Here is a 24069-nt window from a genome sequence, read left to right as displayed (position 1 = left end):
AGCGAAGGAACAGACATGAACAAGCTCTCCCTCAGCAGCATCCTCCTGGCCTCCACCCTGCTGGTGACGGCCTGCAGCCAGGGCACCCCACCCGGGGGTGCCGCATCCTCGGCGGTCAACGAACCGAGCGCCGCGGTCAGTTCCGGCAAGGCCCCGCTCCCGGCCCCCTTCGACCAGGGACAGGTCCACGTCGCCATCATCCAGAACACCGGTCAGGGCGACTACTTCCAGCAGTACCTCAACGGCACGAAGAAACAGGCCGAGGCCCTGCGCATGAAACTCGACGTCTACGACGCGCAGGGTGACAACGCCACGCAGGCCTCCCAGCTGGACCAGGCCATCGCCTCCGGCGCCAAAGGCATCATCGTGCGCCACGGCTTCCCCGACACCCTGTGCCCGGGGGTCAACAAGGCCCTCGACCAGGGCATCAAGGTGGTCATCTACGACGTCGAGATCCAGAAGTGCGCGCCCCGGGCCGTCCAGACCCAGCAGTCGGACGAGCAGATGGCCAAGCTGGTCCTCGACCAGATGGTCACCGATGTCGGCAAGGACACCCAGGTCGGCTACGTCAACATCGCAGGCATCGCGCCGCTCGACCGTCGCGACGCCGTGTGGCAGACCTACAAGACCGCCAACGGGTGGACCGAGAAGTTCAAGACCGGCAAGTACACCGCCTCGACGGCCACCGACACCACCCCGATGGTGGACAGCGCCCTCAAGGCCAACCCGGATGTGACCGCCATCTACGCCCCCTACGACGAACTGAGCAAGGCCACCTTGTCCGCCATCGAGCAGAACCCGGGCCTCAAGGGCAGGATCTCGGTCTACGGGGCTGACATCTCCACCGCCGACATCGCCCTCATGGTCGCCGACGGCAGCCCGTGGAAGGCCACCGGCGCCACCGACCCGAACGCCATCGGCGCCGCCGTGGTGCGCACCCTGGCCCTCAACCTGGCAGGAGAACTGAACGGGCTGAACGTGGAGTTCCCGCCGATCCTCGTCACGGCGACCATGCTCAAGGAGAAGAACATCACCAACATGGACGACCTGCGCAAGGCCGAGCCCGCCCTAAACATCTCCGATGTGTCCAGCTCCGACTGGATGCCCGTCGTCACGTTCTGACCATGACCGGCGAGGACACCGACGGCCCGGTCCTGGAGCTGAACGACATCACGATGTCCTTCGGCAGCAACCGGGTGCTGCGTGGAGTGTCCATGGCATTCCACGCGGGTCGCATCACCGCTCTGCTGGGCGCGAACGGGGCCGGCAAGTCCACCCTCATCAAGATCCTGGCCGGCGCCTACCAGCGCACCGGAGGCACCATCCGGGTGGCCGGGGAGAGGATCGAGATCACCAGCCCCACCGACGCAGCCGGTCACGGCATCCAGACGGTTCACCAACGGATCGACGAGAACCTGGTCCCGGGTCTCACCGTCGCCGAGAACCTGCTCTTCGAGCAGATCCTGCGCAACCAGGTGCCCCGGGTCACCTCGGTGCGCCACCTCCTTCCCCGTGCCCGGGAGGTGGCGGCCACCCTGGATCTCGGCTGGGATGACGCCAAGCTGCGTTCCGACGCCTTCGACCTCGGCATCGCCGACGGCCAGCTGGTGCTCCTGGCCAGGGCCCTCAGTCAGCGACCCAAGGTGCTGATCCTAGACGAACCCACCTCGACGCTGTCCCAGACCGAGAGCGAGCGCCTGTTCGAAGTGGTGCGACGGCTCCGCGACCAGGGGGTGGCCATCCTGTACGTGAGCCACCACATGAGCGAGATCCAGCACCTGGCCGACGAACTGCTGGTGCTGCGCGACGGGCAGATCACCGATCACCAGGTCCGCCCCCTCGACCTCGGACGTGCCGTGCGTTCCATGCTGAGCAACTCGGTGCTGGCTGACGCCGCGGCCATCGAGGAACGCCGTGGTGACCTCGTCGCCCTCGAGTTGACCGGGGTCCGTCTGCTCCCCCGTTCCCGGCCCATCGACCTCGCCGTGCGTCACGGTGAGGTGACCGGGATCGTCGGGCTGATCGGCGCGGGCAAGACCGAGCTGGCCCGCACCATCTACGGGGCCCGGCCCTTGACGGAAGGTGCCATGAAGCTGGCGGGAGAGCCGTTCGCTCCCCGCCACACCAGCGACGCGGTGAGACGTCGGGTGTACCTCGTACCCGAGGACCGCGCACACGAGGCGATGCTCCCCGGCTGGTCGTTGATGCGCACCATCTCCCTGCCCTTCCTCGGCCAGGACAGTCCCGGAAATGTCATCCGACATGCGTTGGAGCAGCGTCGGGCCAAGCAGGTCATCCAGGACTTCCAGGTGGTCACCACCGGCCCGGACCAGCTCGTCGACTCACTGTCCGGTGGAAACCAGCAGAAGGCGGTGGTCGGCCGCTGGATCCTGGCAGGGCCCGAGGTGCTGGTGCTCGACGAACCCTTCCGGGGAGTGGACATCGGGGCCCGGCGAGTCCTGTCCGCCAAGGCCCGGGAATGCGCTGGCGAAGGGGCCGCCGTCGTGGTCCTGTCCAGCGACATCGACGAGATCCTGGAGGTCGCCGACCGGATCATCGTCCTCGTCGAGGGGGAGATCACCCTCGACTCCTACACCACCCAGACCAGCCACGACGAGATCGTGCAACGTATGTCGGAGGTATCCGAGAATGTCTGAAACAGCCGCTCCGACGCCCCTGGCGAAGGTCCAGGACCTCGTGGTCAAGTACGGATTCGTCGCCGTGACAATCCTCCTGCTGGTCTTCTTCGCCCTGACCGAACCGGCGTTCCGCACCTCGGCCTCGATGTTCTCGATGCTGAAGTTCGCCTCGGTCACCGCCATCCTGGGTCTCGGCATGACCCTGTCGATGGTGGTCGGTGGCATGGACATGTCCATCGGTTCCACCGCCGGGCTGGCCGTCCAGATGGGGGCCATGACGATGGTGTTCCACAACATGACCGGGGAGACCGCCATCGTCGTGGTCCTGCTCTCCGGCGTTCTGGTCGGGCTGGTCAACGCGTTCCTCATCGTGGTCTGCAAGATCCCCGACCTCCTGGCCACCCTGGCCATGATGTTCGTCATCCAGGGTGCGAAGCTGATCCCCGTCAACGGCCAGTCGGTCTCGGCGGGCATGGTGCTGGCGGACGGCACCCAGGCACCGGGGCGTTTCACCGAGAGTTTCCTCCAGATCGATCGAGGATTCATCGGCCCCATCCCGATCCCGGTGCTCATGATGCTGGTGCTGACGGTGGTGGTGTGGTTCTTCCTGGCCCGCACGAAATGGGGCCGCATCATGTACGCGGTCGGGGCGAACCCCGAGGCGGCCAGGCTGGCCGGGGTGAAGGTCAACGCCTACCGGGGCATGGCCTACATCCTCTCCGGCACCTTCGCCGCGCTGGGTGGGCTGGTGCTGGTCTCCCGGATCGGGCAGGGTGACGTCAACGCCGGCGCCTCGTCCCTGCTGGAAGCGGTCGCCGTCGCGCTGGTCGGCACCTCGGTGCTGGGCGCGAACAAACCGAACGCCTGGGGCACCCTGCTCGGCGCCCTGCTGATCGGCATCGTCCTGACGGGCCTGACCATGAAGGGTTTCCCCTACTTCTACCAGGACACCGCGAAGGGTCTGGTGCTGCTGCTAGCCCTGATCTTCTCCTACACGATCTCCCGCAAGAAGGTCCGCTACACCCCGGCGACCTGATACCCGAAGAAAAGGTGTTTTGTCATGGCTGACTACGAGTTCCTGACCGAGGACACGATCCCGGACTTCCTGCGCAGACATCCCGAGGCCGCCGCCCGGGTCGACCTGGAGCGTGTCGTCTCGGTACACGAGATCGGCGACGGGAACCTCAACCTCGTCTTCCTGGTCAAGGACGCCGCGGGCCAGGGCGTGTGCATCAAGCAAGCGCTGCCCTACGTCCGCATGACCGGTGAGGGCTGGCCGATGACCCCGGAGCGGGCCCGCCACGAGGTGGAGGCCCTCACCACTCATGGCGCACTGGTGCCGGAACTGGTGCCACGGGTGTTCTTCTTCGACCCGTCCCGTTACATCTTCGTGATGGAGGATCTCTCCGACCATCAGGTGTGGCGCAACGCCCTGAACCAGGGACAGCACCACGATGGCGTGGCCGAGGCCCTGGGCACCTTCATGGGGGCCTGCGCCTTCGGGACCTCGTGCCTGGCCAAGGATCGTGAGGAACTGGCGGCCGCGACGGCGCGCGCCCTGAATCCTCAGCTGTGTGAGATCACCGACGATCTGGTGTTCACCGAACCCCTCGTCGATCAGGGCCGGAACCGGTTCCTGGCGGCCAACGCCCCTGATGTCGCCGAATTCCAGGCGGATGCGGCCATGATGCGGGCGATGGGATGGGCGAAGTGGATGTTCCTGACCCGGGCCGAGACCCTCATCCACGGCGACCTGCACTCCGGGTCGGTGATGGTGCGCAAGGCCGACCCGTCGGATCGTCACGCGGCCTCGGTGAAGATCTTCGACTCGGAGTTCGCCTTCTACGGGCCGCAGGGCTTCGACCTCGGAGCGGTGTGGGGCAACCTCGTGCTGGCGGCCGCCCGCGCCCTCGCCCTGGGCGAGGAGGAGCGGGCGGATTGGCTGCTCGGGCTGATCACCGAGGTCTGGGAGGCGATGGATGCGGAGTTCCGCCGTCGCTGGCCGGATCGTCGCGATCCCCGGGTGTTCGGGGCGGAAACCTTGGAGGACCTGCTGCTGACGTGGCGCTCCGATGCGTGGCTGTACGCGGCGGCCAAGATGTCCAGGCGGATCATCGGTGCGGCGAAGGTCACAGACATCGAGACCCTCCCGGAGGAGCTGCGGGAAGGAGCGGCACGAGGTGTGCTCCGGGTGGCCCGTCGTCTGGTGCGCAAGCATGCCGCCGACAGCCGCCCCGAGGCCCTGGCCCGGCTCGCCGCGACGACGCTGCGGCAGGCCAGGACTCAGCGGTAGGGCAGGGCCAGCAGGTCGCGTCGTCGGACCCGGTTGTGCTGGACCGCGCCGGTGGAGTCGGCGGTGAACAGGCGTATGTCACCTCGGCTCTGGAGGCGACGCACCGCCTTGCCCAGACGCTCGATCTGGGTGTTGAGGGAGTCGATCTCGGCCTCCAGCGCCAGGATGCGGCGGATGCCCTCCAGGTTGATTCCCTCGTTCTGGCTCAGGTGCTGGATGTGGCGGAGTTTCGCGACGTCCTTCAGCGAGTAGCGCCGCCCCCTCCCCCGCGACCGTTTCGGCACCACCAGCCCGAGCCGGTCGTAACCGCGCAGGGTTTGCGGATGCATGTCCGCCAGCTGCGCGGCCACCGACACCGGGAACACCGGGGCTTCGGGGTCAAAGGCCTGAGGCAGGTTCTTGCCCATGTCAGTCTCCGAACAGCGCGGCCCGCGGATCTTCCTGACCCGCCTTCTGGGCGTATTCCTGCAGCGCGTTCCTGGCGGCTTCGCTGAGGTGTTCCGGAACCTTCACCTGGATGGTGACCAGCAGGTCCCCCATGGTGCCGTCCTTCCTGCGCACCCCCTTGCCGCGGACCCTGAGGGTGCGTCCGTTCGGGGTGTTCGGGGGCACGCGCAGTTTCACCCTGGGCCCCTGCAGCGTCGGGATCTGGATGTCGGCACCCAGCGACGCCTCCGCGAAGGTGACGGGCACCTCGATGGTCAGGTTGTTGCCCTGCTGCCCGAACAGCTTGTGGGGGGTGACGTGCACGGTGACGTAGAGGTCACCCGCCGCCCCGCCGTTCTGCCCGGCGACACCCTTGCCCTTGATGCGGATCTTCTGTCCGTCGATGACCCCGGCGGGGATCCGGACGTTGACGGTGTTGGTGGACTTCCCGCGACCGGAGCCGTTGCACGCCGGGCAGGGGTCCTCGACCAGCAGTCCGCGACCACGGCAGTCGGTGCAGGGTTCGCTCATCGAGAACACCCCGCCCGAGGTGGAGCTACGCATCCCGGAACCGTCGCATCCGGGGCACACCTTCGGCAAGGTCCCGGATTTCGCGCCCGTCCCGCGACACGCGCTGCACGCCTCGTCGGACATGGTTCGCATCGCGACGGTGGTGCCCTCGACCGCCTGCTCGAAGGCCAGTTTCACCTCCCCCTCGATGTCGGCCCCGCGGCGCGGTCCCCGCTGGGAGCTGCGTCGCGACCCGCTCGAACCGCTGCCGCCGAAGAGGTTGCCGAACAGGTCACCGAAACCGCCCTGCGCCCCTCCCGCGTTGCGGAACAGATCCTCGAAACCGGTGCTGCCCCCGCCCGAACCGCTCCGCCCGAAACGCACCCCGGCGCCACCGAACAGGCTGCGCGCCTCGTCGTATTCCTTGCGTTTCTCCGGGTTGGAGAGGATCGTGTTGGCCTCGGCGGCCTCCTTGAAACGGGCCTCGGCGGCCTTGTCTCCGGGGTTGGCGTCGGGGTGGTTGTCCCGGGCGATCTTCCGGAAGGCCTTCCGGATCTCCTCGGCGCTGGCCTTCTTGTCCACGCCGAGGACCTTGTAGTAGTCCTTTTCTATCCAGTCCTTGGTGCTCACTCATCGCCTCTCATCTGCGGGGGGCCGGCGCCACCGCCCCGGCCCCGTCCGCGGCTCAGTCCTGCCTGGGATTGGCGACGGCGACACGCGCCGGCCGGATCACTCGGTCCCTCAACTGGTAGCCCGGCTGAATGACCTGCGAGACCGTGGTCACGGTGACCTTCTCCTCGAGGGGAACCTCCATCAGAGCATCGTGATGGGTCGGGTCGAAGGGGTCACCGACGGCCCCGAAGACGACCAGACCGTGCTTGGCCGCCACCTTCTCGAACTCGTCTGCCACCATCTTGAAACCACCGTCCAGGTCCCCGTGGGACTTGGCCAGCTGGATCGCGTCGAGCACCGGCATCAGATCGATCACCACGGCCTCGATCCCAAGCTGCCGGGCCAACGCCCGATCACGGTCCACGCGTTTCTTGTAGTTGATGTACTCGGCCTGGAGCCGCTGCAGATCCGTGGTCCGCTCCGCCGCGACGGTCTCCCAGTCGGGGGTTTCCCCGGCCTCCCCGTCGTCCTCAGCGCTTCGCCGGGCCTCGGTCACGGTCTCTTCCTCGGCGGGCACCGAGGCGGCTGATTCAACAACCGCCTCGGCCTGCGCCACTACCTCATCAGGGGTGGGCTGCTCGCTCACTTGGATTCCTCGTCGTCCACGATCTCCGCGTCGACGACGTCCTCCTGGGAGCCGTCACCGGACTGAGCCGAGGACTCCCCCTCGGATGCCTGCTGCTGCGACGCCTCGGCCTTGGCCTGGGCCGCGGCGTACATGGCCTGGCCCATCGCGGCGGCCTTGGTGTTGAGGTCGTCGATGGCGGCCTTGACCGCATCGTTGTCCTCGCCCTTCAGGGCCTCCTTCAGCTTGTCGACGGCCTCGACGACCGGGGCCTTGGTCTCCTCACCGATGCTGTCGGCGTTTTCCTTGAGCAGTTTCTCGGTGCGGAACACCAGGGCGTCGCCCTCGTTGCGCATGTCGACGTTCTCGCGGCGCTTGCGGTCCTCCTCGGCGTGGCTCTCGGCCTCGCGCACCATGCGGTCGATGTCCTCCTTGGCCAGCGCGGAGCCGCCGGTGACGGTCATCGACTGTTCCTTGCTGGTCGCCAGGTCCTTGGCGTGGACGTGGACGATGCCATTGGCGTCGATGTCGAAGGTGACCTCGATCTGCGGGACCGAACGCGGCGCGGGCAGCAGCCCGGTCAGCTCGAAGTTGCCGAGCGACTTGTTGTCGCGAGCGAACTCACGCTCGCCCTGGTACACCTGGATCATCACGGAGGGCTGGTTGTCCTCGGCGGTGGTGAACACCTCGGAACGCTTCGTCGGGATGGTGGTGTTGCGCTCGATGATCTTGGTCATCACGCCACCCTTGGTCTCGATGCCGAGGCTCAGCGGGGTGACGTCGAGCAGCAGCACGTCCTTGACCTCGCCCTTCAGCACACCGGCCTGCAGGGAGGCGCCCAGCGCCACGACCTCGTCGGGGTTGACGCCCTTGTTGGGCTCCTTGCCGCCGGTCAGTTCACGCACGAGATCCGCGACCGCGGGCATGCGGGTGGAACCACCGACCAGCAGCACCTGGTCGATCTTGTCGACGCTGGTGTTGGCGTCCTTGATGACGGTGTTGAACGGCGTGCGGCAGCGGTCCAGGAGGTCCTCGGTCATCCGCTGGAACTCGGCGCGGGTCAGTTTCTCGTCAAGGTGCAGCGGGCCGGCCGCCGAGGCGGTGATGTAGGGCAGGTTGATGGAGGTCTCGGAGGCCGAGGACAGCTCGATCTTGGCGCGCTCGGCGGCCTCCTGGAGGCGCTGGCGGGCCATCTTGTCCTGCGAGAGGTCGACGCCGTGCTTGTTCTTGAACTGCGTCGCCAGCCACTCGACGATCTTGGCATCCCAGTCGTCGCCACCGAGCCGGTTGTCACCGTTGGTGGCCTTGACCTCGAAGACACCGTCGGCGATGTCCAGGAGGGAGACGTCGAAGGTGCCGCCACCGAGGTCGAAGACCAGGACGGTCTGCTCCTTGTCGCCCTTGTCGAGGCCGTAGGCCAGCGCAGCGGCGGTGGGCTCGTTGATGATGCGGTCCACGGTCAGGCCCGCGATCTCACCGGCCTCCTTGGTTGCCTGGCGTTCAGCGTCCGAGAAATAGGCGGGAACGGTGATGACCGCGTTGGTGACGGCCTCACCCAGGTAGGCCTCGGCGTCCCGCTTCAGCTTCTGCAGCACGAAGGCCGAGACCTGCTGCGGGCGGTAGTCCTTGCCGTCGATGCCGACCTTCCAGTCGGTGCCCATGTGACGTTTGACGGAACGAATGGTGCGGTCCGGGTTGGTGACCGCCTGACGTTTCGCCACCTCACCGACGAGCACCTCTCCGGAGGGGGTGAAAGCGACAACGGACGGGGTGGTGCGGGCTCCCTCGGCGTTGGGGATGACGGTGGGCTCGCCACCCTCGAGGACAGCGACGACCGAGTTGGTGGTGCCGAGGTCGATGCCTACTGCACGTGCCATGTGGGTATCTCCTGATTCATTGTGTGGCCAGCGTTTGTTGCCAATCCCAAGCCCCTTGAGCGGGGCAGACTCAACTATGCCACACGGACGGTTCAGGCTGCAACTCAAAGTTGAGCCTCAGGGACTCAACCCGGGTTCGGTCGGGGTTTTCCCTTGTTCGTCGGCTCGCGGAACACGCCCGCGCGTTCGGCATCCGTCCAGCCTCCGGAGCCGGGGAACAGGCACCCCCGCGGGGCTGGGGATCGCCGGTAGTTCCAGGCGGTCCCGGCGGGGTCGTCCATCACCCACCGGACCAAGCGGGCGCTTTTCAGCGCCACGACCTCCTCTGGTATCTATTCCTGTTCCTTTTCTCCCTTTCCTCCCTCAGGTATTTCTCCAGCCGGATATTGAGGCCACCCAGGACGTGCCAGCCATTGATGATGACGGCCCCGTTCGCGCCGTCGCCGTCTGCATCCGGTTCGATCTCGACCGTTGACATGATGTTGATGCTCCGGTTGATCACCTGGACCCGCCACGGCAGGTAGACGGTGAATCCACCCAGCACCGATTTCAGGTTCAGTTCGATCACCACCCCCGGCGCCATGATGTCCTCGACGTGAATCGCGCTGCCGCCCAGCACCGTGACGCTTCGTATGGTCGACATGCTGGGGCTCATCCGGACCGTCCCGCGCCTCAGGAGGACGACCTCGCTGTAGGGGGAGATGTTGTCCGTGACGATGATCCGCTCGGGAGGCTCGTCGGAGGGCTCTTCCTTGCGCCACTTGGCACCACCCGGCAGGTCTGAGATGAGATCGGACAGGTCGCTGACGTAGCGGGCCTTGAGGCAGAACTGCTGCCTGTCCTCGAACTCCTCACGGCCGAGTTGGTCCGCCGCGTAGGCGGCCTGGAGCATTTCGAGCACCTCGTCACGGTCAAGGTCACCGGCACGTATCTGATCCCGCCGCGACGCCCCCTTGGGCAGCTTTTCCGACATGCAAGGCAGTCTACGGCCATCGCGGCCGCGGCGTCTCACCAATACCAACGAAGGTCGGAAAAGTCTTCAACCAAAAAGTTCCGCGGAAAATCGGAAATCCCTTGCCGGGTTCCTGAGACCATTCGATTTCAGCCGGCCGGCGCGAAACAACGGCGCCGTTCGAGCAGAATGGGTTCCGGAGGATTCGGTGTTCCAGGAACCGGGAGGTGATCGACGTGCACGAGGAGTCCTCGGAGGCCGACTTGTTCGCGTACCGCAGCTACGGGGGCTGGGGCGTGCAGCGCCCCGAGCACGGCACTCTGGGCCGGTACAGCCCCGACATGACCAGGGTGCTGCCCGACGGCCGCACCGTCGCCCTGACGTTGCGCCTGGACCGCGCCGCCTACCAGCTCTACCGCGAGGCCGGGGCCGATCACGAGCAGGCGCTGCACAACTCCCTGCTGTGCCCTGCGTGGGCCGGGATCCACGACACCCCCGGGTCGGGAACGTGGGAGATCGAGCTCCAGGCCCCGGCTTCGGACCGGGTGGAGTTGGTGGCCATGCTGTGGCCGCATGACGACCGGGAGTGGCCCCGCGGGGAGATCAACCTCCTCGAGGGCCGCATCGGCACCGGCCGGACCCTCACCAACCTCCACTGGCCCGATCCCGGAACCGGACAGCCCGCCCACGCACCCGAGGAGATCGACCTCGACGTCACCTCGTGGCACCGCTACCGGGTGGACATCGCCCCGGGCCTCGTCCGCTGGCTCGTCGACGGCGAACTCCGCCGTGAGCTCCGCACCCCCCACGCCCCGCACGACCTGCCCCTTCACCTGGTGGTCCAGGCCGGGGTCAATCCCACAATCCGGGAGGACTGGCACGACGACCTGGAGTGGGAACAGACCATCCTGTTCCGCCCCCTCCGGACCCCGGGGTCTCGCTCATGAACCGCTGAGGCACGCCCTCCGAGGGAACGGGAAACACCATCCGATCCGGTTTTCCCGGCGATTCACGCACAGAGGCCACACAGCCCGGCCGGGCAGAAGCTACCCCGCGAGGGCATCTCAAAGCAGCTCTTTGACCGGTTCCTTGCGTCCTCGAAGGCATCCCTCACCGCCGCACATGCCCACCTCACGACCTCCGACCACCGCAACGCCACTTGTAAATATGTAGATTTACAGGCAGCCAGCTCCCGAAGCTGGGCCGCGTGGCGATCGGGGACCTGCAGCGCGACCGCGAGGCGGCTCAGGTCGGCCCGCCGACGACCCCGACGTGCCGTGGACCCCTGGGCGCGGTTTGCATCCGGTCGCTCATCCCGAGAAGCCATCAAAACCCACCCACGGCCCGCTCGCACACCGCCAAGGACCCGGACCGGAGCGGATTCGGGGGTGGTCGCGGGCAGATCTCATCGGCTTGCCGTCCGCCCCGCAGACGCTGCGGAAACCCAAAATAATCGAACTCATGAGATAATACCTGTACTACGCCGAGGTCGAAAATCCAACGGCGGATTCGACGATGCGGACCGCCCCGGACGTCACCGCGCGATCCCCCACCACGGCCTGTCCCTCGAACTCCCAGCCGCGCCCCACCGTCGGCGCGACACAGAATTATGCCCTACTTGTTCGATTAAATCCGCTTGCTGTCGCTTCCCGCGAAGCGCACAACGCTCCGCTGTTTGAGGCGCAGCGATGCGCAGTGACGATTTCACCGGAGCAGGGCCGGCGGGCGCACCCTCCAGATCTGGCCGATCCCCACCCCGCCCTGATTCCGCGGCAGCTCTTCAGCTAGTCTTCCCCTGCGCCCCGCCTTGTGACTATCCTTGTGCTCGGCACCCCAGTCAACGCTTCCGCAGTGGAGCACCGCACAAAACTGGAGCCTTCTCATGAAATCACCATCGCGACCGCTGCTGACCACGCTGGTCTGCTCCCTCGTCGTGCTCACGGGCTGCGCCTCCCCCTCGGTACGGGAAGCGCTGAGTCCCTCCGACTCCTCCGCGACGACACAGTCGGCGGAGGATTCCCTCTGTCCCGGGTCTGTTCCGACCTCGCCCCACTCGGCCTCGGCCGGGAACATCCCGTCCGCACCCACGACGACAGCCACCCGCCCGGCTTCCGGCCTACCGGAGTTCCACTCCTTGGCCGAGGCGCGGAAGCAGCTCCCGAAGGACTCGACAGGTTTCATCCTGACCGACGGCATCACCTCACTCACCTACGCGAAGGGCACCGGGGACGGTGAGGTGGCCATCAAGGGAACGACCTACGCCACCACGTTCGAGGAGATCAAGGACGGCGGAAAAGAAGGTTTCATTCCTCTGTTGGCGCAGGACATTCCCGCCGATGCGACGTCCACCCTCAAGGCCGCCCTGGAACTGGCCGGGCAACGTGGCGTCGGTGTCCGGCTGAGCCCGTCGCAGAGCTACACCGTCTCCGGCGAGCTCGTGCTTCCGAAGGGGATGACGTATTTCGACGGCGCGGGTGCGACCATCACAACCGCGCTCAAGGGCGGGACCAGCGATGATCCGAAGAATGTTCTCCGGATCGCACCCGGCTCCAGCGGAACAACCCTGACCAATACCACGATCGACATGACGGGTTCCGACCCCCACACCCGTGGGGTGCTGGTCTTCGCAAAAAGCGAGGAGAACATCAGCGATGTGACCATCAGTGGTCTGACCATCGCCAATTCCAGGTATCGCGGCATCGCGGTGCTGGGACGCGAAGGCGATGTTGACAACATCCGCATCGAGAACAACCAGGTCGCGGTGGCGCCTGAACTCCAACGCACTGAAGGGGTGGTTGCGATCGGTGTCTACTCCGGTCTCTCGGAGAGCTCCAAGCCGGTCTACGACCAATTCGTGACAACCGGCGAGGTGTCGAAACTCAGCCACACGGCAACCAGGGTCACCGTCTCCGGGAACCGCATCACGGGCGGGTACTACGGCCTCGAATTCTCCGGGGTCGGTTGCAGCGTCGTGAGCAACAACTTCTCAACCATGAACACCCGCAACCTGTCCATGCAGGACAGCTCCTACGGGAACACGGTGGAGGACAACCACTTCAACTACAGCGTCTCCTCGTCCATTCACCTGGCATACGGGTCTCACAACAACACGATCCGGCGCAACACGATCGTCACCGGCATCTCCATGGGGCAGGGGCTGCTTCAGGCCTACCAGGGCAGCCATGACAACACCTTCCAGGACAACACCATCGAGGTCTTCGAGGACAAGGCGACACAGGTTGTCAAGGAAGACGATCCCGGGGAGATTGACGACGCCCCGAAACAGCCCAATTGGATGATGTACGTCGGTCCCTACTCGAACAACAACACCTTCACCGGAAACGTCCTCTCGGGGCAGGCCAACAGGTCGGTCGTCGCGGTGGAATCAATCTGGGACAAGAAATCCTCGTTCTCCGGCGAGGGGAACGGGAACCCGTACTCGTACATGGGAACCCACCCGGGTTACCCGGGAACCTCCATCGAGGTGGACTACGCCGGAGGGCGAGGGGATCTCACGGGAACCACGATCACCGACAATGTGATGTTCACCACCGGGACCCCGTTCTACGTGGCTGCTGACGTCTCCAAGGGTTTGGCGGTCAAGAACAATGACGTCGCCGGGGCCTCGGACGGCAACGAGCGTCTCATCGGCAACAGCACGGGCCTGAACCTGTCCGGGAACCAGCTGGCGGGTACCGGGTACCCGGTTGACAAGCCCTTGGTCCAGCACGAGGGCAGCCTCGAAGGCGTCGGCACGGCACGCGTCACCTACACCGACCGGACGATCGGCACCCATCACTCCCAGGTCACCACACAGCAGGGCGATGACAAGGACACCAACCTCGTCGTCGACTCCCCCGACGACACCGTGACCGACGCCGGGGGCAACGACACCCTCAACACCGCCGTCGACTCGACCCTGCCGTCGGGGGTGGAGAATCTCCGGATGCTGGGCAGCGAACCGCTGCAGGCCACGGGCAACGAGCTGTCAAACACGATGCACGGCAACTCCGCGGACAACGTCATTGACGGTGCCGACGGCGATGACACCCTGGCAGGTGGTCAGGGAGAGGACACCCTCACCGGTGGCGCGGGGAATGACAAGTTCGTCCTGGACGGCCAGCTGAACGGCGACGTCGACAAGATCACGGATTTCACCACGGGACAGGACAGGATCAACCTGCCCGTGGCCACCTTCGGCGGACTGAACGGCAGCTGGTTCACCACCGGCACGGTCACCACCACCACGCGGGTGTATCAGCAGGGGGAGACGTTGTTCTTCGACGCCGACGGTTCGGGCACTTTGTTCGCCCCGGTCGCATTCGCAACGTTGCCGCAGGGAGTCCAGCTCACCGTCAACGACTTCGCCTGATCCCCAACCCCGGGGTCTGCGGATCCGTGGTCGGGTGGTCTGCCGCGGCAGGCCACCCGACCTTTCACGTGGCCACGGAACAAGATTTGCGGAATCAACCATTGGGAGCTTTCCGGAGAGGGCATGGGCGTCTCCGACGACTACGCAACACTCACCGTGAGGTCGGATTGCATCAATTCCAATGGATGTTTCCGAACCGACTTCACCGGGAGGGGCAGGAATTCTTCCCCGGGCTGCGCCTCGACGGCCTCGACCCGAACACCCGCACTCCGGCGGTGACGTTTGAGGACCTGACCCGACTCCTGTTCGGTTCCAAGGCGCACTGGGTCGCATGGAACATCCCTTCCGGGGTTCGGACCGTCACGAACCGTTTTCCTCGGCGACTTCTCGTGCCGCTTTTTCTCTCGGAGGGTGTTTCTCCAACCAGTCGAGCAGGAATTTCATGAAGATGAGAGCGATCAGGCTGGCCGTCAGCGCAGCGAGGAGACTCTGGAAGAATGTTGTGAACAGCCACGCGACCGAGAGCCATATGAGGAGGTCCTCGAAGACGTCGCCGATTCTCCGGAAAATCCCGATGACGAGAAGAGCCGTCAGGAACGCATTGATGACCGTGGTGATGACCCAGAAAGCAGGAAACATCCACAGGAGGTTGAGCCAGAGCCACGGATCGTGGCTCCGCAGCTCACCGACACCCGGGATGAGGGCGACGCCCACCACACCCACCGCCATCGGTACGGCGGCAACGGCGCTGACAGCGACGAGGAGCCAGAACATGATGACAGCACCCCAGAAGGTGACGGGCTGATCCTTTGAGCTCATGTTCTGGTTCCTCTCGTTCAGACGAACGTCACGAACCACCGCGCGATTTCGATGGCCACATCTGTCGGGATGCCGTTCTGCGTGAGGAAGGTTGCGATACCCAGCTCGGTTGTGTCTCCGATCGAGTCTACCAAGCCATAGATCTTGTCAACCTAGGAACGAACCGGATTAGGCAGGCATGGGCGTCCGTATGTCAGGGCTATTTTGTTCGCTTTCCTGAGGATGGATCCCAAAGACTCCTGCCCTTTGCTGGCCCTGTCCTCTAGTGGCGTGGCGTTTAAATAGTTTTATGGTTTGGTGGGGTAGTGGAGCATGGCGAACAAACCAGCCCCGACCCTGCCGCTTCGTGACGGTGACCAAGCGATACTTGAGAAGGTGGTGCGTTCGAGTGCCACAACAGCAGGGGCAGCGCAGCGGGCGAGGATCGTGTTGCTGGCCTCTCAGGGAGTCGCGAATGCGTTGATCTCTGAGTTGGTGGGGGTGTCTCGACCGACGGTGAATCTGTGGCGGGGCCGCTACCTGGAACACGGTCTGGAGGCTGGGAGCCTGTCAAGTTCTTTGTGTAAGCGTTCGCGGTCATGGTGGTCAGAGGTGGGGGTTGATGCGGTCGGGGTAGACCAGTGAGAGCTGTTGCAGTGCTTGTTTCCAGTTCGTCGTGGCCTGGCCCTCGACGAGGCGTCCGGGTGCTTTGCGTTGCTCGGTGCGCAGACCTCGCTCTTTCGCCCGGTCGCGCGCTCGATTTGTCTTCGATGTCGCAGATCGCCAGCCAGAGCAGCTTGACGACCGCGTGATCGTTGGGGAAGTGGCCGCGGTTCCTGGGTCACCTTCCGCAGCTGGTGGTTGAGCGACTCGATCGAGTTGGTCGTATAGATCACACGCCGCAGTTCGGGCGGGAACGCGAGGAAGGGCGTGAACCGCTCCCCGCGCGTCACGGAATGCCTTGCTGGTCGAAGGGGTAGCGCCTGCCCAGCTCGGTCGCCTCGAAGGCGGCGAGCTCGGCAGGCGCTGTCTCGGCGTTCGCGGCCTGATAGATCGGCTTCAGCGCGGCGGTGACGGCCTTGCGGTCGGGGGTGGGAGACGAACCGCATCGCGGCGCGGATCAGGTGGACCACGCAGGTTTGCACGGTCGCTTCCGGCCAGGCCTGTCTCGACCGCTTCGGGGAAGCCTGTCAGGCCATCGCAGCAGACGATCAGTACATCCCCGGCACGCCGCGGTTGGCGAGCTCGGCGCAAACGGCCGCCCAGAACCTCGTGCCCTGGTTCGCCGCACCCAGATGCCCAGCACGTGCTTGATGCCCTCCATGTCGATGCCGATGGCGAGATGGGCGGCCTTGTTGCGCACGTGCCCGCCGTCACGGACCTTGACGACGATCGCGTCGAGGAAGATCACCGGGTAGAGCCGCTTCCAGCGGCCGCTGCTGCCAGATCAGGATCTCCTCGCCGATCTGGTCGACGATCTTCGAGATCGTCTCGTGGCTGATCTCGGTGCCGATCGTGGAGGCGAGATGGTGCTGGATATCACGCAGCGTCATGCCGCCGGCATAGAGCGAGATGATCATGCCATCGCCCGTCCAGGCGCCGCTGACCCTTGGGCACCAGCATCGGCGTGAACGTGCCGTTCCGGTCTCACGGGATCGCCAACTCCACGTCACCGATCTCGGTCGCGACGGTCTTGGGGGACATACCGTTGCGGGAGTTCTCATACAGCGACGCTTCCACAGCGCCGCGCTCGTAGCCGACGCGCTCGGTCAACTCCGCCTCCAAACCACGCTCCAGCGCAGCCTTGAGCATCCCACCGATCAGACCCTGCCCGCCCGTGAGGGCCTCGCCGGCATCGATCTTCGCAAAGATCTCATCCAACGCGCCCGAAACCTTGAGCTGATCGGCGATCTCCTTCTGCCTCCAGCACCCCTCCTCACGATCCAGATTCGCCTTCGTCATAGTCACAATCTGTTCTCCTTCGAGACAAGACCACCCCGCTTACACAAACCATCTGACACGCCCCAGTGCATCGTGCACCCGGTTCGGCAACACCTTCCGGTACACCGCCCGGCAGCACCGCGACACGATCGGGAAGTCTCTCAAGCCCGTGTACACGGCCCCCGTCCGAGCAGGCAGCGCAGGACGGGTACGCCGAGTTCCCCGCCGAGTGGGGTGAGCGGTATCCGGCGATCGTGCAGCTCTGGCGGACCTCCTGGGCGCAGTATCGTGCCGTTCCTGAACTACGACGCCCGAGATCCGCCGGGCGAGCAGCACAACCAACCCGATCGAATCCGTCAACACCGGCTACCGCAGGACCGTCCCGGGCACGCGGGCACTTCCCGAACAAGGCCACGCCGATCAAGTGCCTATACCTAGTGACACACTCGCTTGACCCCACCGGCGCAGGCCGAACACGCTAGATGATGAGATGCAAAGCCTACGCTGAACACGTATCCGAACCCACCTTCACCAAACAGATCAAAAGAACCACTCACCGAAAACCACCCGACCCCACACACCGTCCATCGGACAAACCCGGGAGAACTGGCTCTCCACTAAACCCGGGGCGGTTCACAGTCGCGGACGCAGATGCCATCGGGGGTCGGGTAGTCGTCTCCGAAGATCTGCGGCTCCTCGCCCGCTTGAAGCCGGTCGATGATCAGCGGGAACAGGTTGCGGGAGCTGCTGCCGGGCACGTCGGGGTCGGCTGATCCGACGACGTTGAAGTAGCGCAGGGACACGCCCCGGAACCCTGGCTGGGCGCGGGCGAGTTCGTGCAGGATCCATTCGGAGACGAGTTTGGACTCGCCGTAGGGCGACTCGGGGACGGTCGGGGTTTGCTCGGTGACGGTGTCGGTGGCGGGGGGCGCCGTACACGCCGACGCTGGAGGAGAACACGAACCGGCGCACGCGGCATGTGGTTGCGGCTTCGAGCAGGTTCACGGTGCCGGTGACGTTCTAGGTGTAGGTGTGCAGCGGACGCGTCACGGACACCCCGGCGTACTTGAACCTAGCGAGGTGGACGATGCCCTCTACCCGGTGGTCGTGGAGCACCTGTTCGGCGAGGATCTGGTCGACGACCGACCCGACGATCAGGGGGACGCCGACGGGGATGAACCGGGCGTGGCCGCTGGAAAAGTCGCCCAGTTCGACCGGCGCGAAACCCGCACCTGACAGGGCGCGGACGGTGTGCGCGCCGATGTAGCCGGCGCCTCCGGTCACGAGCCACCGCATGAAGGCCTCCTTGGTCGTTGCTGTGTTGGGCTGCTCATGGCCTTGGTCGCCTACAGGTTCGGTGTCGAGCCATTGAGGATCGTGCCGTCGGGGATTTGGCCGCCTTCGGGGCCGAGTACCACATCGCCGACCACGATCACGTTCATGCCGATCTGCCAGTCGCCGCGGACAGCAAACGCGCGGGCACCTCTGAGGGAGGGTGAGGTCGGCACGCGGGCCTCGAAATCGTCGACCAGCTTGTAGTAGCGGCTATCTAGGTCGATGCCCGGGATCTCGGAGGTCGCCCGCAGCCTGGCGTCCTCGCCCAGCTCGAAGACGTCCGAACGCCGCAGCAGCTCACTGGTCGTCTTCACCGGCAGGAAGCGATCCTTGCCGACGGCGATCGCCCGGGCGCCGGGGAAGACCTCGATGGCCACCCCATCGCGCACTCCAGTTGGATCACCTCCGGCGAGGAGGGGCAGCCGGGTCGACGGTCTTGAGGTTGCGGATCAGGGGCAGGCCGAGCACCCCGCCGCGCTCCACCAAGGTGTCGCGCACCTGCCGGAGGTCCAGCCAGAGGTTGTTTGCATGGAAATACGGGTTCTGGAACTCGTCGGTGAAATAGACCGTCTCCTCCGGCGCGGTCTGCGCGGTGTCCCGCAGGATCAACTGCCCGTCCGCCTTGCGGATCGCCAGATGCCCGCCCTTGCGGTCGTTCACCGTGCGCAGGCACACCTCGGCGGCGCAGAGTGCGCCGGTTCCGGCGAACCACCCCGCCAAGACGGAGTTCGGAGCTGCGCCGAGGTTGTCGCCGTTGGCGATGCCGACATAGCGGAAGCCGGCGTCCAGGAGCGCGTCCAGCACCCCCGAACCCCACCGCGCGGGATAGACGTCGCCGTGGCCTGGAGGGCACCATTCCAGGCTGGGGTCGGCGGGCCACTCGACGGGAGTGAGGTCGTCCCGCCTGATCTTCGGCTCGACGCTCTGCAGGAAGTCCAGCGGGAGGCCGTCCACCGCCAACTCGGGATAGCGCTCCAGGTAGGGCAGGGTGTCATCGCGGGTGCGGAAGCTGTTCCTGAACAGCAGTGGCAGCCGCACCCCGTTGGCCTGCCTGGCGTGCAGCACCTGGACGACGATCAGGTCGAGGAAGTTCTTCCCGTTTCGCACGGTGAGCAGGAATTTGGCCTGGTCGAGGCCCATGGAGGTCCCGAGGCTGCCGTTCAGCTTGATGATGACTGTCTGGGAGAAGGCCGCGCCGACATCGGCTTCGCTGATCTCGATCCCGTCGAGCTGGGGATGGTCGAGCAGCGGTTCGATGCCGACCTCGGGAATGATCCCGGCCTCGCCCGATTCCGCCTGCCGGTAGTAGTGCGCGAACACGTCGATGGCTACGGGATCGACTCGGCCGACCGCATTGTCTCCGTGCTCAGGAACAGCCCACGCTCACTCATCGGTACGGTTACTCCTCGCTGTTGGTGGTCCAACTCGCCTTCGGGCTTCGAAATCTTGTCGGTGTCGCTGGGCGTGGCGGACGCCCTCCGACGGGCGGTGAAACCAGCTGGCGCTAGGTAACCAGCCCGGGCAACAGCGGCGGCCTCGGCGTCGGCAAGCATGGTCTCCACGGCCAAGTCCACGTTCGGCGCCGTGATCTCGTAGTCGTCGCGCATCGACGCGTGCGAAGCGGTCATCAGCCGTCCCACCTCGGCGAAGTCGCCGACCGACAGGGCGGCAACAGTGCCCTGGACACGCGCGTTCTCGGTCACGACATGGCGCACGTGCCGGCCCTCGAACTCGGGGAGCCTGGTCAACGCGGCGGCCGGGCCGATCACCTCGCGCAGCAGGCCGATGCCCAGCTCGGCGCAGGCGGCCACCCACAACGCCCGCCGCGCCGCGTACTTGCCGTCCATGTTCGCGGGCGGTGTCTTCGTGCCGACGACCAGGATCTCCGGCCCGGCGGCTGCCACGTCCAGCGGCATCTGCGCCACCTCAAGACTGCGGCAGTCGAGGAACAGGGCATGACCCTGCGTGCACAGCGTGGACGCGGCCTGGTCCATCAACCCGGTGGAAGCCCCGACGTAAGAGTTCTCCGCCACCTGGCACGGCCGGGCGCGGTCCATCGACTTGATGTCGAGGCCGCACAGGTCGCACAGCGCCGCCATCACCACGCACTTGATCGCGACCGAACTCGACAGGCCCGCGCCCGCCAGGACGCTGGACGAGAGCACCAGGTCGGCCCCGCCCACCTGGTGGCCCGCCTGTCGCAGCGCCCAGACGACACCGGCCAGGTATGCCTGCCAGCCATGCTCGCCCGGCACCACCTCGCCCGACTTGACGGTGGAGTCCAGGTCGAGCGACAAGAAGCGCCAGCGACCGTCCGCACGCGGCGCGGCGGCCAGCCACGCTGCCTGCGGGATCGCGAACGGCAGCACGAAACCGCCGTTGTAGTCGGTGTGCTCACCGATCAGGTTGACCCGCCCCGGCGCTTCACCCACACCCCGGACGGCGGCCATCCCACGATGGCGGTGAAGGCGTCGACGACCGCTGCGTTGTCCATACCGTCCTTATCTTCCTGAGAAGGGAGTTGCTGTGTCTGGCAGTCGCTGGTGCGAGAGACACGGAAGCCGCAGCTTGCCTTGAGCTGCAGGGTGTGGCGCGCGTCACGTTGGCTGTTGGGCGCGCGCCACACCGGTCCGGTCAGGCCGTGCGTGCGCCACGGCGGTTGGGTGGTTCGATGGGGGCTGCGTCGAGGTAAGTGCGGGCGGCGATCTCGCCATTGCTGGTGGTGAACCAGATCAGGAGTCTGGCGGGCTTGCTCGGTGGCGGGACGGTGAGGCTCACGGGGTCGCTCGTGCGCCAAGGCTGAACGATGAGCTTGGTGGTCTCGGCATCGGGGTTTGGAGTCGTGTCGGGGAAGGGCCGACCGCTGTGCGTCCAAGCTGCTGTCACGTTCCCTTGTAGCGGCTCATCGCCGTGGTGGGAGACGCGGACGGCGAGTTCGAAAGGTTCGGTCGGGACCGGAATGTCAGCACCGGCGGCTCCTGGGACGAGGTCGATGATGATGGTGGTAACGGCGTTGATGTCGGCAGGGTTTAGTCCGCCGCGGTCCTTGGGCCGGCGGTGGATGTTGACGAGGCCTGCCATTTCGTGTTCGACGTCGGCGAGTTCGGTGTAGACGTAGCCGACGAATCGGTCGTGGCGTCTGAGTTCCTGAGTTTGCCAGCGGAGGTACCAGGCGCGTTCGAGGCTGGTGAAGCCTGCCCCGTATTCGCTGTTGAGGATGGGGATGCCGTGGCGCGGGTGGTCTGGTGAGCCGTAGAGGGGTTTGTCGACGGTGAAGTCGGGGCCGAGTTTCACGGGGAAGTCCTCGCGTTCTCCGGCTGCGAGCGCGTTGAGATTGGCGGCCCAGGTGGCAGGGCTGTCGTCGTAGTAATGCCAGTCGACGAGATCGGTGCGGACATGTGCCCAGCCGGAGTTTTCCACGATGGGCCGGGACGCATCGAGTGCGTGGAGCGTGTCGTAGGCGCGCTGGGCGGCAGCAGCCCGTTCGTGGCTGCCGGGGATGTCCCAGTCGAGTCCCCATTCTTCGTTGTAGAGGCCCCAAATGATGATGGCGGGGTGTGCGCCGTCGCGTTCGACCATGGGGGCGAGTTGAGCCTCGAAGGCGGCCGCAGCTTCCGGTGTGTATCTGCTCGGGCCCGGAGGTTCCGCCCAGACGAGGATGCCCGTGCGGTCGGCATGGTGGAGCCAGCGCGGTTCTTCGAGCTTGATGTGTTTGCGGACGAGGTTGTAGCCGAGGGAGCGGGCGAGTTCGAGGTCGCGGACGAGGGCGGCGTCGTCTGGTGCGGTGAGGCCGGTGTCGGGCCAGTAGCCCTGGTCGAGCACGCCCCGGATGTAGAGCCGTTCGCCGTTGAGCCGGATCTGGTCGTCAGCTGTTTCGATGCGGCGGAGCCCGGTAGTGATGATGAAGCGGTCGGGGTGGTCGTCGGTGCCGGTGGTCAGTTCGATGCGGTACAGGTGTGGGTCGGCAGGTGACCAGAGCCGAGGGTAGGTGATCGTCAGGCGCCCTTCGAAGGATCCCTGGTCGTCGGTGATGAGGGTCGTCTCCTCGCGTTCATGAGAGCCTTCGATCACGCGGGCGTGGACGGTCACGCCGCTGATGTGGTCGCCTGCGACCCGGCCGGTCAGTTCGATGGCGTCCAGTGAGTCGCCGGAGACGGTGATGGTGGACGGGTAGGTGCGTCCGCGGGCTTCGAGCCAGACGGTCTGCCAGATGCCGGAGGTCGGGGTGAAGGAGACGCCGTCGTAGTCGTCTCGTGGGATGGAGCGCTGTTTGCCGTGCGGGATCGTCCGTTTGTCGGCGGGCGCGTCGACGTCGACGGTGAGCCGGGCACTCATGCCCGGCATGAGGCGTTCCGTGAGGTCGAACTCGAAGGGTGTGTAGCCACCGGTGTGTTCGCCGAGCGGTTCGCCGTCCAGCGAGACGACGGCGTGGTGGTGGACGGCGCCGAAGCAAAGGACGATGCGCGCGTCCGCCCATTCGGCCGGCGCGTCGATCAGTCGTTCGTACCGTCCGTGTTCTAGCCAGGTCCGTCCGATCCCCGATGCGGGTGTCTCCCAGGCGAACGGGACCGTGATCAGCTCCGGGGTCGCATGGTCGCTTTGAAAGTCCCATTGCCCATTCAGGTTGATCCACCTCTGGGACCTGTCCCGGTCGGGCCGTGGGTACTCCGGCCTGGGGATGCCCGGCGTCTCGTGGGCCGTCGGGGAGAGTCCTCGGGAAGTGGCCTCGGGCAGGGTGGGTGCCGCTTTGGGGACGAGCACGGACATGGAGAGTGTGCCTTTCTTGGGATGGGGGCGTTCAGCCCTTGACGCTGCCGGCGAGGATGCCGTTGATGAAGTGCTTCTGGAGCGAGATGAAGATGATCAGGAGCGGGATGAGTGCGACGGAGCTGGCGGCGAGCAGCTCGCCGGTGACGGTGGCGTAGTCGGCACCGATCTTGTTGCCGGTGATCTGCTGGGACAGGGTGGAGAGCATCACCTGGAGGGTCGCCATGCGTTCGGAGTTGGCGGCGACGACGGGCCAGACGAAGTCGTTGTAGATGTTCATTGTCGTGAGGACGGCGAGACCGGCGAGACCAGGCCGGATCACGGGGACGACGATCCGCCAGAAGACGCCGAACTCGCCGCAGCCGTCGACGCGGGCGGCGCCGAGGAGTTCGTCGGGGACGGCGGCGATGACCTGTCGCATCCAGAAGATGGCGAAGGCATCGATCGAGCCAGGGAGGATGAGCGCCTGGTAGGTGTTGACCCAGCCGAGCTGCTTCATCTCCAGCAACAGCGGGATGATCAGGACCAGAGTGGGCAGCATGAGGGTGATCAGGACCGCGCCGAACAAGAGGTTCTTGGCGGGGAAGCTGTACTTAGCGAAGCCGAACGCGGCGAGCGGGGCGAAGAACAGGGTCATCGCGCCCTTGACGAGAAGCACGATGGCTGTGTTGAGGAAGCCTTGGGCGATCGGGACGTCGTGCAGCATCTCTGCGTAGTTGGCGAGGGTGAACCCGGTGGGGTCGATGGCGAGCGGGTAGCGGATGATATCGGCGGCGGGTTTGAAGGCGGACAGCAGCGCCCAGGCCACTGGGGACAGGAACGCGAGGGTCAACACGAGCAGGAATGCCTGGGTGCCGATCTGCGGGTATGCTCGCCGGGTGCGTGCCACCGGGACGGCGTGGGGGGCGGTTGTCGTTATCAT

19 protein-coding genes and 4 pseudogenes are annotated in these 24069 nt (G+C 65.8%); 7 read left to right on the top strand and 16 right to left on the bottom strand.

Going from position 1 to position 24069, the window contains the following annotated elements; translation table 11 throughout:
• Positions 1-15: 15 nt before the first annotated feature.
• Genes ACO6D6_RS12100 through mtnK form a run of 4 tightly spaced genes read left to right on the top strand, consistent with a single transcriptional unit; the run spans position 16 to position 4932 of the window.
• A complete protein-coding gene (locus ACO6D6_RS12100) occupies positions 16-1122 on the top strand; it encodes a substrate-binding domain-containing protein (RefSeq protein ID WP_484785499.1) in 1107 nt (368 codons plus the stop codon).
• A 2-nt stretch (positions 1123-1124) separates the two neighbouring features.
• Positions 1125-2657, top strand: coding sequence for a sugar ABC transporter ATP-binding protein (locus ACO6D6_RS12095; protein ID WP_484785498.1), 1533 nt, complete (start codon positions 1125-1127; stop codon positions 2655-2657).
• Complete coding sequence (locus ACO6D6_RS12090; RefSeq protein ID WP_484785497.1) at positions 2650-3675, top strand: ABC transporter permease; 1026 nt, start codon at positions 2650-2652, stop codon at positions 3673-3675. Before ACO6D6_RS12095 ends, ACO6D6_RS12090 begins: the two co-directional genes overlap by 8 nt.
• A gap of 24 nt (positions 3676-3699) precedes the next feature.
• Entirely contained in the window at positions 3700-4932 is a 1233-nt protein-coding gene (mtnK, locus tag ACO6D6_RS12085) for an S-methyl-5-thioribose kinase (RefSeq protein ID WP_484785496.1), read from the top strand.
• Here mtnK and ACO6D6_RS12080 read toward each other — a convergent pair.
• The 5 genes from ACO6D6_RS12080 to ACO6D6_RS12060 form a co-directional block, all read right to left on the bottom strand.
• Complete coding sequence (locus ACO6D6_RS12080) at positions 4923-5339, bottom strand: heat shock protein transcriptional repressor HspR (RefSeq protein WP_484785495.1); 417 nt, start codon at positions 5337-5339, stop codon at positions 4923-4925. The genes mtnK and ACO6D6_RS12080 overlap by 10 nt on opposite strands.
• Position 5340: 1 nt before the next feature.
• Entirely contained in the window at positions 5341-6498 is a 1158-nt protein-coding gene (gene dnaJ, locus ACO6D6_RS12075; RefSeq protein ID WP_484785494.1) for a molecular chaperone DnaJ, read from the bottom strand.
• A gap of 55 nt (positions 6499-6553) precedes the next feature.
• Complete coding sequence (grpE, locus tag ACO6D6_RS12070; RefSeq protein WP_484785533.1) at positions 6554-7036, bottom strand: nucleotide exchange factor GrpE; 483 nt, start codon at positions 7034-7036, stop codon at positions 6554-6556.
• Positions 7037-7122: 86 nt separating this feature from the next.
• Entirely contained in the window at positions 7123-8982 is a 1860-nt protein-coding gene (dnaK, locus tag ACO6D6_RS12065) for a molecular chaperone DnaK (RefSeq protein ID WP_484785493.1), read from the bottom strand.
• Positions 8983-9289: 307 nt separating this feature from the next.
• Positions 9290-9955, bottom strand: coding sequence for a DUF1707 SHOCT-like domain-containing protein (locus tag ACO6D6_RS12060; RefSeq protein ID WP_484785492.1), 666 nt, complete (start codon positions 9953-9955; stop codon positions 9290-9292).
• Between the two features lie 206 nt (positions 9956-10161).
• Between ACO6D6_RS12060 and ACO6D6_RS12055 the strand changes: the two genes are divergently transcribed.
• A complete protein-coding gene (locus ACO6D6_RS12055) occupies positions 10162-10881 on the top strand; it encodes a glycoside hydrolase family 16 protein (RefSeq protein WP_484785491.1) in 720 nt (239 codons plus the stop codon).
• 935 nt (positions 10882-11816) lie between these two features.
• A complete protein-coding gene (locus tag ACO6D6_RS12050; RefSeq protein ID WP_484785490.1) occupies positions 11817-14306 on the top strand; it encodes a calcium-binding protein in 2490 nt (829 codons plus the stop codon).
• A 360-nt stretch (positions 14307-14666) separates the two neighbouring features.
• Here the strand turns inward: ACO6D6_RS12050 and ACO6D6_RS12045 are convergent, their stop codons facing one another.
• On the bottom strand, positions 14667-15125 hold the full coding sequence (locus ACO6D6_RS12045; protein ID WP_484785489.1) for a hypothetical protein: 459 nt from the start codon (positions 15123-15125) through the stop codon (positions 14667-14669).
• 312 nt (positions 15126-15437) lie between these two features.
• On the opposite strand from ACO6D6_RS12045, the gene ACO6D6_RS12040 reads away from it, so the two are divergent.
• The gene (locus ACO6D6_RS12040) at positions 15438-15749 is read left to right on the top strand and encodes a helix-turn-helix domain-containing protein (protein ID WP_484785488.1); all 312 of its coding nucleotides are present in this window, start codon (positions 15438-15440) and stop codon (positions 15747-15749) included.
• On the opposite strand, the gene ACO6D6_RS12035 is transcribed toward ACO6D6_RS12040, so the two are convergent.
• The 10 genes and pseudogenes from ACO6D6_RS12035 to ACO6D6_RS11990 all read right to left on the bottom strand — a co-directional run bounded on the left by ACO6D6_RS12035 (position 15641) and on the right by ACO6D6_RS11990 (position 24069).
• On the bottom strand, positions 15641-16213 hold the full coding sequence (locus ACO6D6_RS12035) for a transposase (protein WP_484785532.1): 573 nt from the start codon (positions 16211-16213) through the stop codon (positions 15641-15643). The two genes, ACO6D6_RS12040 and ACO6D6_RS12035, sit on opposite strands and share 109 nt — an antisense overlap.
• An 11-nt stretch (positions 16214-16224) precedes the next feature.
• Positions 16225-16467 carry a hypothetical protein gene (locus ACO6D6_RS12030; protein ID WP_484785531.1) on the bottom strand — a complete coding sequence of 81 codons (243 nt, stop codon included), beginning with the start codon at positions 16465-16467 and terminating at the stop codon, positions 16225-16227.
• 10 nt (positions 16468-16477) lie between these two features.
• Positions 16478-16684, bottom strand: a complete 207-nt coding sequence (locus tag ACO6D6_RS12025) for a transposase (RefSeq protein ID WP_484785487.1) — start codon at positions 16682-16684, stop codon at positions 16478-16480.
• 67 nt (positions 16685-16751) lie between these two features.
• The gene (locus ACO6D6_RS12020) at positions 16752-17066 is read right to left on the bottom strand and encodes a transposase (protein WP_484785486.1); all 315 of its coding nucleotides are present in this window, start codon (positions 17064-17066) and stop codon (positions 16752-16754) included.
• Between the two features lie 596 nt (positions 17067-17662).
• Positions 17663-17929 (bottom strand): annotated as a pseudogene (locus ACO6D6_RS12015) (NAD-dependent epimerase/dehydratase family protein); the annotation flags it as partial.
• A gap of 124 nt (positions 17930-18053) precedes the next feature.
• A pseudogene (locus ACO6D6_RS12010) lies at positions 18054-18341 on the bottom strand (NAD-dependent epimerase/dehydratase family protein); the annotation flags it as partial.
• A gap of 50 nt (positions 18342-18391) precedes the next feature.
• Positions 18392-19771, bottom strand: a pseudogene (locus ACO6D6_RS12005) (UTP--glucose-1-phosphate uridylyltransferase).
• A gap of 639 nt (positions 19772-20410) precedes the next feature.
• Positions 20411-20830: pseudogene (locus ACO6D6_RS12000) on the bottom strand (galactokinase family protein); the annotation flags it as partial.
• Positions 20831-21014: 184 nt separating this feature from the next.
• Entirely contained in the window at positions 21015-23147 is a 2133-nt protein-coding gene (locus ACO6D6_RS11995) for a glycoside hydrolase family 2 protein (protein WP_484785485.1), read from the bottom strand.
• Positions 23148-23178: 31 nt separating this feature from the next.
• The gene (locus tag ACO6D6_RS11990; RefSeq protein WP_484785484.1) at positions 23179-24069 is read right to left on the bottom strand and encodes a carbohydrate ABC transporter permease; all 891 of its coding nucleotides are present in this window, start codon (positions 24067-24069) and stop codon (positions 23179-23181) included.

This window comes from Arachnia sp., from assembly GCF_057238465.1.
The sequence above is the reverse complement of the archived record's forward strand: the minus strand, read 5'-3'. Positions and strand labels throughout refer to the sequence as shown.

Excerpts from the sequence above, each read along its gene's own strand:
- ACO6D6_RS12100 (WP_484785499.1), top strand. The coding sequence starts at position 16 with ATGAACAAGCTCTCCCTCAGCAGCATCCTCCTGGCCTCCACCCTGCTG.
- ACO6D6_RS12095 (WP_484785498.1), top strand. The coding sequence starts at position 1,125 with ATGACCGGCGAGGACACCGACGGCCCGGTCCTGGAGCTGAACGACATC.
- ACO6D6_RS12090 (WP_484785497.1), top strand. The coding sequence starts at position 2,650 with ATGTCTGAAACAGCCGCTCCGACGCCCCTGGCGAAGGTCCAGGACCTC.
- mtnK (WP_484785496.1), top strand. The coding sequence starts at position 3,700 with ATGGCTGACTACGAGTTCCTGACCGAGGACACGATCCCGGACTTCCTG.
- ACO6D6_RS12080 (WP_484785495.1), bottom strand. The coding sequence starts at position 5,339 with ATGGGCAAGAACCTGCCTCAGGCCTTTGACCCCGAAGCCCCGGTGTTC.
- dnaK (WP_484785493.1), bottom strand. The coding sequence starts at position 8,982 with ATGGCACGTGCAGTAGGCATCGACCTCGGCACCACCAACTCGGTCGTC.
- ACO6D6_RS12060 (WP_484785492.1), bottom strand. The coding sequence starts at position 9,955 with ATGTCGGAAAAGCTGCCCAAGGGGGCGTCGCGGCGGGATCAGATACGT.
- ACO6D6_RS12050 (WP_484785490.1), top strand. The coding sequence starts at position 11,817 with ATGAAATCACCATCGCGACCGCTGCTGACCACGCTGGTCTGCTCCCTC.
- ACO6D6_RS12045 (WP_484785489.1), bottom strand. The coding sequence starts at position 15,125 with ATGAGCTCAAAGGATCAGCCCGTCACCTTCTGGGGTGCTGTCATCATG.
- ACO6D6_RS12040 (WP_484785488.1), top strand. The coding sequence starts at position 15,438 with ATGGCGAACAAACCAGCCCCGACCCTGCCGCTTCGTGACGGTGACCAA.
- ACO6D6_RS12035 (WP_484785532.1), bottom strand. The coding sequence starts at position 16,213 with ATGCGGTTCGTCTCCCACCCCCGACCGCAAGGCCGTCACCGCCGCGCT.
- ACO6D6_RS12025 (WP_484785487.1), bottom strand. The coding sequence starts at position 16,684 with ATGATCATCTCGCTCTATGCCGGCGGCATGACGCTGCGTGATATCCAG.
- ACO6D6_RS12020 (WP_484785486.1), bottom strand. The coding sequence starts at position 17,066 with ATGACGAAGGCGAATCTGGATCGTGAGGAGGGGTGCTGGAGGCAGAAG.
- ACO6D6_RS11995 (WP_484785485.1), bottom strand. The coding sequence starts at position 23,147 with ATGTCCGTGCTCGTCCCCAAAGCGGCACCCACCCTGCCCGAGGCCACT.
- ACO6D6_RS11990 (WP_484785484.1), bottom strand. The coding sequence starts at position 24,069 with ATGATAACGACAACCGCCCCCCACGCCGTCCCGGTGGCACGCACCCGG.